This is a genomic window from Nocardia sp. NPDC051052, from assembly GCF_044456045.1.
Lineage (GTDB): Bacteria > Actinomycetota > Actinomycetes > Mycobacteriales > Mycobacteriaceae > Nocardia.
Window position 1 is genome coordinate 1 of sequence record NZ_JBITFL010000031.1, and the last position, 14,372, is coordinate 14,372.

Genomic DNA, 14,372 nt, shown 5'->3' on the forward strand with positions numbered 1-14,372 from the left:
AAACCAATCGACAACACCACCCTCACCAACCCCGACCACTGGATCCGCCACGCCCGCAACACCGTTCGCTTCGCCGACGCCATCACACACCTGGCTGCGAATACCTATCTCGAAATCGGCCCCAACGCCGCACTGACTGCTCACCTCCCCGCCGGAGCCGTGCCGAGCCTGCGACACAACAAATCCGAGACACAGACACTCACCACCGCCCTCGCCCATCTCGTCGTCAACGGCACGAACCCCAACTGGCACAACTACTTCGCTGACTCCGACGCACGCGCCACCGCCCTGCCGACCTACCCCTTCCAACACCAGCACTACTGGCTCGACCAAGCGGAACAGCCGCAGCGCGGCGCCACGACATCGGAGGCGGCCGAGTCCCGGTTCTGGGATGCGGTCGAGCGGGCGGATCTTCCCGCGCTGACACGGGAATTGGGTGGCCAGGCCCACGAGGCACTCGCGGCCGCGCTGCCGGTGCTCGCGGGCTGGCGGCAGCGCGAACGTGAACAGTCCGTGGTGGATTCCTGGCGCTATCGCGTCACCTGGACACCGCTCACCACCACGGCACGCGAGCTCTCGGGCAGCTGGCTCGTCCTCGCGCCTCAGTCGCACCACGATGACGCCGACGTGCTCGCCGTGCTCGCCACCCTGCGGGACGCGGGAGCGGAGGTGCGGGTCGGGCAGGTCGCCGACGTCGGCGACGGCTCCGGGCTCGCCGGGGTGGTGTCGCTGCTGGCCTTCGACGAGGAGCCCGACGACATCCATCCGGCGCTGCCGCGCGGCCTCACCGCGACGGTCGCACTGATTCAGGCCTTGCAGCGCACCGGGTTCGGCGCACCGCTGTGGTGTCTGACCCGCGGCGCGGTCGCCATCGGCCGCTCCGAGCGGTTGCACTCGCCGACGCAGGCCCAGTTCTGGGGCATGGGACGCGCCGTCGCGCTGGAGTGGCCGCAGGGCTGGGGCGGGCTCGTCGATCTGCCCGCGGCACTCGACGACCGCACGCTGACCCGATTGCCCGCGCTGCTGGCCGATCCCGACGGCGAGGACCAGCTCGCCCTGCGTGCCTCGGGGGTGTTCGCCCGGCGCCTCGCGCGCGCTGCGCGGCCCACATCCGATGCCGTGCAGTGGATTCCGCGGGGCACCATCCTGATCACCGGCGGCGCCGGTGCGCTCGGCGCGCACGTCGCCCGCCTGCTGGCCCGGCGCGGGGCGGCGCATCTGCTGCTTGTCAGCCGCAGCGGTCCGGCGGCACCGGGGGTGGCCGAGCTGTCGGCCGAGCTGGCCGAGCTCGGTGCGGAGGTGAGCATCACGGCCTGCGACGTGAGCGACCACGCGGCGGTCGCGAATCTGCTTGCGGCCGTGCCGGATCACCGACCGTTGACCGCCGTCGTGCACACGGCGGGCGTGGGACAGCTGACACCGTTGTCCGACACCGGGATCGACGAGTTCGCCGATATCGTGCGGGCGAAGACGGCCGGGGCGGCACATCTCGACGCGCTGATCGGTGACCGCGCGCTGGACGCCTTCGTCTTGTTCTCGTCCGTGTCCGGCGTGTGGGGCACCGGCGGACAGGCCGCCTATGGCGCCGCCAACGCCTACCTCGACGCGCTCGCGCGGCACCGTCGCGATCGCGGTCTCGTCGCGACCTCGGTGGCCTGGGGCCCCTGGGCCGAGGGCGGCATGGCCGGGGGCGAGTCGGGCGAGCACATGCGCCGCCGCGGCCTGATCCCGCTGTCGCCCGAGCTCGCGCTCGCGGCGCTGGAGCAGGAGATGCGCGACGGCGAGCCCTCTTCGACCATCGCGGACGTGCGCTGGGCAGATTTCCTCCCGCTGTTCGCCTCCGCTCGCCCCAGCGCCCTGCTGTCCGATCTGCCGGAGGCGCGAGCGCTGCTGAGCACGCCTGACGTGCCCGAAACCGCAGCGCGACATCGACTTTCCCGGCTCGGCGCCGCGGCCCGACGGTCGCACCTGCTCGACGTCGTCAGGTCCGAAGTGGCCACAGTGCTCGGGCACACCGAGATCGGCGAGGTCGAGCCCGATCGGGCGTTCCGTGACCTCGGATTCGATTCGCTGACCGCGGTGGAGTTGCGTGACCGCCTCGGCGCGGCCCTCGGCATCGCCCTCCCGGCCACCACGGTCTTCGATCATCCGAGTCCAGAGCGGCTGGTCGCGCACCTCAGCACGCTGTTCGGCGACGAAACGCCGGACGAACACAGCACGACCAGCACCGAGTCGGACGAACCGCTGGCCATCGTCGCTCTCGGCTGCCGCTTCCCCGGTGGCGTTCGCGGTCCTGAAGATCTGTGGGAACTCGTGCTGGCCGGTCGCGATGCCGTGTCCACGTTCCCGACCGATCGCGGCTGGGACCTCGGCTCGCTGCTGGAGTCCGCGGACGGCGAGCGCGGCCGCAGCACGGCGAGCGCGGGCGGATTCCTCGACGGCGCTGCGGATTTCGATGCGGCGTTCTTCGGCATCTCGCCGCGCGAGGCGCTGGCGATGGACCCGCAGCAGCGCCTGCTGCTGGAGACGGCGTGGGAGACCTTCGAACGCGCCGGTATCGACCCGACGTCGTTGCGCGGCACAGAGACCGGCGTCTTCATCGGCGGGAACAGCCAGGACTATGTCTCGTTGCTGTCCAACGGGGCGCAAGGCACCGAGGGGTATCTCCTCACCGGCAACACCACCAGTGTGGCGTCAGGTCGCATCTCCTACACCTTCGGACTCGAGGGTCCGGCGGTCACCATCGATACGGCGTGTTCGTCGTCGCTGGTCGCACTCCACCTAGCCGCCCAGGCACTGCGCAACGGCGAATGCACCATGGCACTCGCCGGCGGCGTCACCCTGATGGCCACCCCGACCACCTTCGTGGAGTTCAGCCGACAGGGCGGACTCTCGCCCGACGGACGCTGTAAAGCGTTCTCCAGCAACGCCGACGGCACCGGCTGGGCCGAAGGAGTCGGCCTGCTCCTCGTCGAACGTCTCTCCGACGCCCGACGCAGCGGCCATCCGGTACTGGCGATCATGCGTGGCTCGGCGGTGAACCAAGACGGTGCGTCCAACGGCCTCACCGCACCCAACGGCCCCGCCCAGCAACGCGTCATCCGCCAAGCACTCACCAACGCAGGCCTGCACCCCTCCGACATCGACGCCGTCGAAGCCCACGGCACCGGAACCCGACTCGGCGACCCCATCGAAGCCCAAGCGCTCCTGGCCACCTACGGACAACACCGCAACCAACCCCTCTGGCTCGGCTCCATCAAATCCAACATCGGCCACACCCAAGCCGCCGCCGGAGCCGCAGGCATCATCAAAATGATCATGGCCATGCAACACGGCACCTTGCCTCGCACCCTGCACATCGACGAACCCACCGCCGAAGTCAACTGGGACACAGGCAAAGTCGAGCTACTCACCGAGAACCAGAGCTGGCCGGACAACGACCGGCCCCGCCGCGCCGCCATCTCTGCCTTCGGAGTGAGCGGCACCAACGCCCACGTCATCCTCGAAAACGCCCCGGCCACCGACGAATCCGACGCGGCACGACCCGCGCCGGTTCCGATGCCGTGGGTGCTTTCTGGACGGGACGAGGCCGCGATGCGGGCGCAGGCGGACCACCTGGCGCGTCGGCTCGACGACGACACCTCGATGCTCGACATCGGCTACTCGCTCGCCACCACCCGTCATGCCTTCGAACACCGCGCGGTCCTGGTCGGGGCCGACCTCGACGAACGTAGACGAGCGTTGGCCGCGCTGGCCGAAGGCGAAGTCGTGCCCGGAGTGTTCACCGGTCGTGGCACCGGCGCTGGCGTGACCATGGTCTTCTCCGGCCAGGGGGCCCAGCGTCTCGGCATGGGACGCGAACTGTACGACACCCATCCCCGCTACGCCGAGGCCTTCGACGCCGCGTGCGCCACGCTCGACCTGCCACATCCGTTGCGCGACGTGGTGTTCGGCGACGATGCGGCCCTCCTGGACCGTACGCAGTACACCCAGCCCGCACTGTTCGCCGTGCAGGTCGCGCTCTGCCGACTGTGGGAATCGTGGGGCATCACACCCACCACCGTGGCCGGGCACTCCATCGGCGAGATCGCGGCCGCGCACATCGCGGGGGTCCTCACCCTCGCCGACGCCGCCACCCTCGTCAGCGCCCGTGGCAGGCTCATGCAATCCTTGCCCGAGGGTGGCGCCATGGTCGCCGTCCAGGCGACCCAACACGAAATCCGGCCACTGCTCGACGGACTCGCCGACGACGTCGGCATCGCCGCCGTCAACGGCCCGAATTCCCTTGTCCTATCCGGAGATCGGGACGCACTCAGCGCGATCACCGACCGGTTGACCGGGCATCGCACGAACTGGCTGCGCGTCTCGCACGCCTTCCACTCGCCGCTGATGGACCCGATCCTCGACGAGTTCCGCGATATCGTTGCGCGACTGACGTTCTCCGCTCCCGCGGTGCCGTTCGTCTCCACCGTCACCGGCGGCCCCGTCGACGCGACAACCCTCGCCGACCCGGACTACTGGGTCCGGCACGCCCGCGGCACCGTTCGCTTCGCCGAGGCCATGGCGCACACCGCGGCGTCGGTCCACCTGGAGATCGGCCCCGACGCCACGCTGGTCCCGCACGTCCCCGGCACGGCGATCCCGTCGTTGCGTCGCAAGCAAGGCGACACCGAGGCGATCACCGCCGCCCTGGCACGGCTCGTCGCGGGCGGCATCGCCCCCGACTGGTCCGGCTACCTCACCGGTACCGGGGCGCGCCGAGTGCCGTTGCCCACCTATGCCTTCCAGCACATCCGCTACTGGCCGGACGCCACCGCCGCGCCGGATCGCCTCGGCACCGGTCATCCGCTGCTCAGCGCCAGCATGGAACTCGCGCACACCAGCGGTGTCGTGCTCACCAGCCGGTTGTCCCTGGCGGCCTACCCCTGGCTGGCCGACCACAACGTCGCGGCCGCCGTGGTGTTCCCCGGCACCGGGTTCGTCGAGCTCGCGCTGCAGGCCGCGCAGGCGGCCGGACTGCGGAGCCTGCGGGAGCTCACCCTGGAGAACCCGTTGATGTTGCCGGAGCACGGCGCCGTCGACGTGCAGGTCGCCTTGGCCGAGCCGGACGGCGATGGCCGCCGTGCGGTCACGATCCACTCCCGGTTCGACGGACCGGGCGAGGTGTGGCAGCCGCATGCCACCGGCGTCCTCGACGCCGCGCCCGTCGCCGCACCGTCGTGGTCCCTCGACACCTGGCCACCGCTGGGCGCGGTCGCGCTGTCGGTCGCGGAACTCTACGCCGAATTCGCCTCCGCCGGTATCGATTACGGCCCGGCATTCCAGGGCCTACGATCCGCGTGGCGGATCGGTGAGGACGTGGCCGTCGAGGTGTCGTTCGCTCCGGACGAGGACCACCGGGCCGCCGGTTTCGACCTGCACCCGGCGCTGCTGGACGCCGTGCTGCACGGGGTCGGCGTCGGCCGGATTTTCGGTGAGGACGGCCAGGCTCGACTGCCGTTCTCGTGGTCCGGGGTGACGCTGCATGCCGCCGGATCGCCGGTGTTGCGAGCCCGCCTGTCGCCCAAGGGCGAGGACGCGGTGACGCTGCTGGTCGCCGACGCCATGGGTAGGCCCGTCGCCGAGGTCGATCGCCTCACCATGCGAAAGATCGCACCTGAGCAGTTCGCGAGCACGCAGCGGTCGATGTTCGTGCCGGCCTGGCTTCCGCTGGAAACCCCAACGACGGCAACCGTGTTCACGAACATCAGGGACGCGCACGGGCCCGCGGACGCGACGCACGTGCTGCTACGGGTCGACCATGGCGACGAGCTCCGGCCCGAGGCGGCGCTGACGGCGGCGACCGAGGTGCTGAGCACGATCCAATCCTTTGCCGACGATCGCACGCTCGTAGTCGTGACCTCGCACGCGGTCGAGGTGGACGACGCACCCGCGCCGGCCGGAGCGGCGGTGTGGGGGCTGGTCCGCGCGGCACAGGGTGAGCAGCCGCGACGCGTGCTCCTGGTGGACATCGATGACGACGAGCGATCCTGGGCGGCCCTGCCGCACGCGTTGTCCTGCGACGAACCGCAAATGATGCTGCGCGAGGGCGAGATTCGGGTACCCCGGCTCGTTCGCGCGCCCGCAACGACGCCTGCCGCGCCGGACTGGAGCTCGGGCACCGTGCTGATCACCGGCGCCGCAGGCGCGTTGGGCACGCTCATCGCGCAGCATCTCGTCGACGCGCAGGGCGCCCGCGATCTGGTGCTGCTCAGCCGCAACGGCGACGCGCCCGAACCCGAGGGGGCCGCCGTCACCCAGATCGCCTGCGACCTCACCGATCCGGGGCAGATCGCGGCCGCGCTCGACACGATCCCCCGTGATCGTCCGCTCGCCGTGGTGCACGGTGCGGGCGTGCTGGCCGACGCGACGATCGAGCACCAGACGCCCGAGCATCTGCATCGCGCCTTCGCACCAAAAGCAACCGCAGCCTGGCACCTACACGAACTCACCCACCACCACAACCTCACCACCTTCATCCTCTTCTCCTCCGCCGCAGCCACACTCGGCTCCCCAGGACAAGCCAACTACGCCGCCGCCAACGCCTACCTCGACGCCCTCGCCCACCACCGCACCACCACCGGACACCCCACCACCAGCATCGCCTGGGGACTCTGGAACACCGGCATGACGCGCAAGCTGGGCGCCGCCGATCGGCGGCGACTCGCCGCCACCGGTCTCGTGCCGATCGACGAAGCGGACGGGCTCGCCCTGTTCGACGCGGCCGTTGCGGGCGACGAACCGGTCGTCGTGCCGCTGCCGGTGAACCGAACCGTGCTGCGGCGCCAGGCCGCGGACGGTCACCTTCCCGCGGTGCTGCGCGAACTGGTCCCGCAGCCGGACCGGGTGGCCGCGGCGTCGGCCACACCGCAGCAGGCCTTTGCCGACACCTTGCACGGGCTGGCACCGCACGAGCAGCGTGAGCGGCTCGGGCAGCTGATCCGCGGCCGCATCGCGGCCGTCATGGGTCACGGCTCGGCCGAGGCTGTCTCGATGGATCGGCCCTTCACCGATCTCGGGTTCGACTCACTGATGGCCGTCGACCTGCGCGGTGCCCTGAACGCGGCCACCGGGCTTCGACTGCCCGCGACGCTGATCTTCGATCATCCCACCCCCGCCGCGCTGCACGAACACCTGCAGGGCGTGCTGCTGTCCGGCGAATCCAGCACGGCGGACTCGATTTTCGCCGAGATCGACCGCCTGGCGGCGAACCTCGCCCACCTGGGGCCGCAGCACGCGGCCCGGGCGCGCGGTCGGCTGCGGTCACTGCTCGATGTCGGGGAGAACACCGTGACCGGCAACGACGACGGCGACGAATTGGCGAACGCAAACCTGGACGAGGTCTTCGACATCATCGACGACGAGCTCGGCCTGATCTGACGAGAGTGACATGACGTGAACGAGGAAAAGACACTTCAGTACCTCAAGCGCCTCACCGCCGAGCTGCGCGACACCCGCCAGCGGCTGCGCGCCGTCGAGGAGAGCGGCCGGGAGCCACTGGCCGTGGTCGGCATGGCCTGCCGCTATCCGGGCGGGGTGACCACGCCCGAGGAGCTGTGGCAGCTGGTGGCCACCGGGCAGGACGCGATCGGCGAGTTCCCGGACGACCGCGGCTGGGACATCGACAGACTGCGGGGGGCGCGACCCGGCGAAACGGGCAGTGTCGACACCCTGCAGGGCGGATTCCTGTACGACGCGGCCGAATTCGACGCGGAGTTCTTCGGCATCTCCCCGCGCGAGGCGCTCGCCATGGACCCGCAGCAGCGGCTACTGCTCGAAACCGCCTGGGAGGCAGTGGAACGCGCCCGCATCGTGCCCGGTTCGCTGCGCGGCAGCCGCACCGGGGTCTTCGTCGGCGTCATGTACCACGACTACGTGTCGCGCCTGGCCAGGATCCCGGACGTGGTCGAGGGATTCCTCGGCACCGGCAACTCTGGCAGCATCGCGTCGGGTCGGCTCGCCTACACCCTCGGGTTGGAGGGCCCCGCGATCACCATCGACACCGCCTGTTCGTCGTCGCTGGTGGCACTGCACCTGGCCGGCCAGGCGCTGCGTCGTTCGGAATGCTCGCTCGCCCTGGTCGGCGGTGTCACGGTGATGGCGAGCCCGGCGCCGTTCATCGATTTCAGCAGGCAACAAGGCTTGGCCTCGGACGGCCGGTGTAAGTCGTTCTCCGGCAACGCCGATGGCACGGGCTGGGCCGAGGGCGCGGGCATGCTGGTGGTCGAGCGGCTCGCCGACGCCGTCCGCAACGGCCATCCGATTCTGGCTGTGGTGCGCGGCACGGCGGTGAACCAGGACGGCCGATCCAATGGCCTCACCGCGCCGAACGGCCCGTCGCAGCAGCGCGTGATCCGCGACGCGCTGCTCGACGCCGGGTTGCGCGCCGATCAGGTCGACGCGGTCGAGGCGCACGGCACCGGAACCCGGCTCGGCGACCCGATCGAGGCGCAGGCACTGCTCACCACCTACGGGCAGGACCGGGAACGCCCGCTGCGGCTCGGCTCCATCAAATCCAATATCGGCCACACCCAGGCCGCGGCGGGCATCGCCGGCGTGATCAAGATGGTGATGGCCATGCGGCACGCCACCTTGCCGCGGTCGCTGCACGTCGACGAACCCACCACCGAGGTCGACTGGAGTTCCGGCGCGGTCGAACTGCTGACCGAGCCCGTCGCCTGGGACGAGCGGGACGGCACCCGCAGGGCCGGCGTGTCCTCGTTCGGCTTCAGCGGGACAAACGCCCACGTCATCCTCGAACAGGCACCGGAGCTGGAGCCGGTGGCGGACAACGGAACTCCCCCACCGGTCGTGCCATGGCCGCTGTCCGCCAAGACCGCGGCGGCACTGCGCGCGCACGCGGCCCGGCTGGCCGACCGCGTGGACGGTGACGCCGCACTGCTGGACATCGGCTACTCGCTCGCGACCACCCGCGCGCCGTTCGAGGAACGCGCCGTCGTATTCGGCGGCGACCATGCCGAGTACCGGCAGGCGCTGCTCGCGCTGGCCGCGGGCGAGCAGCCCGCGGCGGCGGTGACCGGCCGAGCGTCCGACGGCGGTGTCGCCGTGGTGTTCTCCGGACAGGGCACCCAGCGCCCGGGAATGGGCCAGGAGCTCTACGATGCCTATCCCGCCTACCGCGAAGCGTTCGATGCCGCGTGCGCGGAACTCGACCGGCACCTCCCGAATCCGTTGCGGGAGATCGCATTCGGCGCCGATGCCGAGCTACTCGAGCGCACGCAATTCGCGCAGCCGGCGCTGTTCGCCCTGCACGTCGCGCTGTTCCGGCTCTGGGAACACTGGGGCGTCACGCCCGCCGTGCTCGCCGGGCACTCTATCGGCGAGATTGCCGCCGCGCACGTCGCGGGCGTCCTCACGCTCGGCGACGCGGCCACCCTGGTCGCCCACCGTGGCACGTTGATGCAATCGCTGCCCGAGGGCGGCGGCATGGTCGTGGTCGACTGTGCCGAGGACGACCTTCGCCCACGGCTGCGTGGGTACCAGGACCGGGTCGACATCGCCGCTGTCAACAGCGCGAATTCCCTTGTCCTTTCCGGTGATACCACCGCGCTCACCGAAATCGTCGGACGCCTCGACGGACATCGGACCAAGTGGCTGCGCGTCTCGCACGCCTTCCATTCGCCACTGATGGAGCCGATCCTCGATCGATTCCGCGACATCGTCGCCGGACTGGATTTCCGCGCACCCACCGTCCCACTGATCTCCAGCGTCACCGGGGCACCGGTCGATCACCACGTCCTCGCCGACCCCGAGCATTGGGTTCGGCACGCCCGCAACACGGTTCGCTTCGCCGATGCCGTCGCCGTCGTCGCTGCCCGCGAACCGGCCGCCTACCTGGAGATCGGCCCCGGTCGCGCGCTCATCCCGCACCTGCCCGCCGGTGCCATCGCCAGCCTTCGGGACGGCCACCCAGAGACGAGCGCACTCGGCACCGCCCTCGCGCACCTCGTGGTCAGTGGACTGAACCCGAACTGGCACAACTACTTCGCCGGTAGCGGCGCACACGAAGTACCGCTGCCGACCTACCCCTTCCAGCACGCGCGCTACTGGCTCGAATCGGCAGAGGCCGCCGGGCATTCGGCGCACCCGCTGTTCGACACCGCGGTCGGCCTGGCGGACGGCGATCGCGCGCTCCTCACCGGCACGCTCTCCTCGGTCACCCACCCGTGGCTGGCGGACCACACCGTGCACGGCGACGTGCTGCTGCCCGGCACCGCATTCGTCGAATTCGCTTTGCAGGCAGGGCAACACCTGAACCACCCGCATCTGGCGGAGCTCACGCTCGGTGCACCCCTCGTCCTGCCGCGGGACGCCGAGGTGCACCTCCAGATCATCGTGGACGAACCGATCGCGGCAGGTCGCACCGTCACCGTCTTCTCCCGCGCCGCCGACGCCGGCGCGGACGAGCCGTGGACCAAGCACGCCGAAGGACGGCTCACCGCCCAGGTCGCGCAGCCGGTCGAGGACCTCACCGCGTGGCCGCCCTCGGACGCCACACCGCTGAATACAGATGCGCTGTACGCCGATCGACCCGACCTGCGCTACGGCCCCGCGTTCCAGGGTGTCCGCCGGGCCTGGCAGCGCGGCGGAGACGTGTTCGCCGAGGTCGAGTTGGCCGAGGCGCAACATGCGGACGCGGACCGGTTCGCGGTGCACCCCGCGCTGCTCGACGCCGCACTACACCCCATCGGCCTCGCCCAGTTCCTCGACGAGGCCGACACGCCCCTCGTGCCGTTCTCGTGGAGCGGACTCTCGTTGCACGCCGTCAACGCCCGGCGCCTGCGGGTCCGGATCACCTCGACCGGGCGGGACGCGGTGTCGCTGCTGCTCACCGACGCCTCGGGCCGCCCGGTGCTCGACATCGCACGGCTCACGCTACGGCCGCTGCCGAAGTCGACATCGACGGATCGGCTTCCTCGCTCACTGTTCCGGACCTCCTGGGTGCCGATACCGGCCGCCGAGCCCACCGCGGCGCCGGAGGTGGCCTTCCGACCGGTGCACCCGGGCACCGGCGACGCCGAACACACTGCGGCACAGGTGTTGTCGGTTCTGCAGGACTGGCTGGCCGAGGACCGTAGCCCGACAACGCGCCTCGCGGTGGTCACCACCGGCTCCTATCTGCTCGACGACGACGAACCGGCCGATGTGCCGGTGGCCATGGCGAACGCGGCGATATGGGGTCTGGTCAGGTCGGCGCAGTCCGAGCATCCCGATCGGTTCGTCCTGGTCGACGTCGACGACCTCGACTCGTCATGGCGCGCACCGGTCACCGCCGCGGTGGCCGCGGCGGAAACCCAGATAGCGGTCCGGCGCGGCACCGCGTATGCGCCGCGGCTGGTCCGGGCGAGCACGGACACGATCGAGGGCCCGGACTGGGCGGCGGGCACCGTGCTGATCACCGGAGCCGCGGGTGCACTCGGCGGTCTCGTCGCCCGCCACCTGGTGCACACGCACCGTGCGCGCGACCTGTTGCTGGTGGCACGCCGCCCGATTCCGGCGGAACTGCTGGCGGAGCTGACCGCCACCGGAGCCCGGGTGGCGTCCGCGGTCGCAGATCTGACCGACCGCGACCAACTCGCGGCCGTCCTCCGCGACCGCGACCTCGCCGCCGTCGTGCACTGCGCCGGCGTCCTCGACGACGCGGTGCTCACCAACCAGACGCCCGAGCATCTGCATCGCGCCTTCGCACCAAAAGCAACCGCAGCCTGGCACCTACACGAACTCACCCACCACCACAACCTCACCACCTTCATCCTCTTCTCCTCCGCCGCAGCCACACTCGGCTCCCCAGGACAAGCCAACTACGCCGCCGCCAACGCCTACCTCGACGCCCTCGCCCACCACCGCACCACCACCGGACACCCCACCACCAGCATCGCCTGGGGACTCTGGAACACCGGCATGGCACACACCGCCGCCACCAGGCGGGGCATGCGGCCGCTGGCCGTCGAGGAGGGCCTCCGGCTGTTCGACGCCGCGCTGACCTCGGACGCGCGCGTGCCGGTCCCGATGCATCTCGACCCGCACGCGGTCGCCGCCGCCACCGGGTCGGTGCCCGCGCTGCTGCGTGCGCTCGTGTCCGCAGCGCCACGCAAAGCAGGTGCGGGCGAGGCGGATTCGCTCGTCGAGCGGCTGCACCGGATGTCACCGGCGGATCGCGACACCGCCCTCCTGGTGCTCGTGCGCGAGCGGGCCGCGGGCGTGCTCGGCCACGCCGATCCGGCCGCGATCGCCCCCGCGCGCGCCTTCCACGACCTCGGCTTCGACTCGCTCACCGCCGTCGAGTTCCGCAACGGCGTGAACGCGGCGACCGGGCTCGAACTTCCGGCCACACTGGTGTTCGACCATCCGAACGCGGCCGCGCTCGTCGACTACCTGCGCGGGGAACTGCTCGGCACCCGCACGGCCGACGCGGCACCGGCGATTGTTCCTGCGGCCCAAGACGATCCGGTCGTCATCGTCGGGATGGCCTGTCGGTACCCCGGCGGCATCGGCAGTCCGGAGGACATGTGGCGGCTGTTGTCCGCCGGACAGGACGCGGTCACCGCGTTCCCCACCGATCGCGGCTGGGACGAGGCGAGAATCTACCGTCCGGACACGCCCGGCGGCTCCGCCACGCGGGAAGGCGGATTCCTGCACGAGGCAGCGGAATTCGATGCGGCACTGTTCGGCATCTCGCCGCGCGAGGCGCTCGCGACGGACCCGCAGCAGCGGCTGCTGCTCGAGACAACCTGGGAGACCTTCGAACGCGCCGCGATCGACCCGATGTCGTTGCGCGGCAGCAAGACCGGCGTCTTCACCGGAGTCATGTACAACGACTACGCCGCCCGTTTCGACCAGGCTCCCGAGGAAGTCGCCGGATATCTCGGCAACGGGAGCGCGGGCAGCATCGCCTCGGGACGGATCTCCTACACCTTCGGACTCGAAGGCCCCGCAGTGACCATCGACACCGCCTGCTCGTCTTCGCTGGTCGCCGTGCACCTGGCCGCCCAGTCGCTGCGCAACGGCGAATGCACCATGGCACTCGCCGGCGGCGTCACGGTGATGGCGACGCCGACCACCTTCACCGAATTCAGCCGACAGGGCGGACTCGCACCTGACGGACGCTGTAAAGCGTTCTCCAGCAACGCCGACGGCACCGGCTGGGGCGAGGGCGTCGGTCTGCTGCTGCTGGAACGTCGCTCCGACGCGGAACGCAACGGTCATCCGGTATTGGCGGTGGTCCGCGGCTCGGCGGTCAACCAGGATGGTGCGTCCAACGGCCTCACCGCACCCAACGGCCCCGCCCAGCAACGCGTCATCCGCCAAGCACTCACCAACGCAGGCCTGCACCCCTCCGACATCGACGCCGTCGAAGCCCACGGCACCGGAACCCGACTCGGCGACCCCATCGAAGCCCAAGCACTCCTGGCCACCTACGGACAACACCGCAACCAACCCCTCTGGCTCGGCTCCATCAAATCCAACATCGGCCACACCCAAGCCGCCGCTGGAGCCGCAGGCATCATCAAAATGATCATGGCCATGCAACACGGCACCCTCCCCCGCACCCTGCACATCGACGAACCCACGCCACACGTCGACTGGGACAGCGGAAAAGTCGAGCTGCTCAGAAACGACCAGGACTGGCCCGACAACGGTCGACCGCGCCGCGCGGCCGTCTCGTCCTTCGGCATCAGCGGCACCAACGCGCACGTCATCCTCGAACAACCAGCAGACACAACAGAACTCGACACGCCGCGACCCGACAACGACACCGCCATGCCCTGGCTGCTCTCCGCGCACACGCCGACGGCGTTGCGCGCCCAAGCGGCCCGGCTGGCCGGCGTACTCGGCGACAAGGCGCTCGTGGATATCGGCTACTCGCTGGCCGTCGGACGTGCCGCACTGGACGAACGCGCCGTCGTCGTCACGAGTGATCCGGCGCAGCGCGCGCAGGCCCTGCTCACGTTCGCACGGGGTGGCTCGCATCCGGATGTCATCGTCGGCCGAGCGTCCACGGGCGGGGTGGCGATGGTGTTCTCCGGACAAGGCACCCAACACCCAGGAATGGGCCGCGAACTCTACAACACCTACCCCGTCTACGCCGAGACCTTCGATGCCGCCTGCGCCGAGGTGGACCGCCACCTCCGACACCCCCTGCGCGACATCGTATTCGGCGACGACCCCGACCTACTCGACCAAACCCAACACGCACAACCCGCACTATTCGCCCTACAAATCGCCCTCTACCGGCTATGGGAATCCTGGGGCATCACACCCACCACCATCGCCGGACACTCCATCGGCGAAATCGCCGCCGCCCACATCGC

2 protein-coding genes are annotated in these 14,372 nt (G+C 70.5%); both read left to right on the forward strand.

What is annotated here, in order from left to right; translation table 11 throughout:
- Window positions 1–159 precede the first annotated feature (159 nt).
- Window positions 160–7,419 (forward strand): SDR family NAD(P)-dependent oxidoreductase, encoded by a 7,260-nt coding sequence (locus ACIBCN_RS44160; RefSeq protein ID WP_396998812.1) that lies wholly within the window; start codon window positions 160–162, stop codon window positions 7,417–7,419.
- A gap of 15 nt (window positions 7,420–7,434) precedes the next feature.
- A partial coding sequence (locus tag ACIBCN_RS44165) for an SDR family NAD(P)-dependent oxidoreductase (RefSeq protein ID WP_396998814.1) occupies window positions 7,435–14,372 on the forward strand: 6,938 nt, incomplete at its 3' end.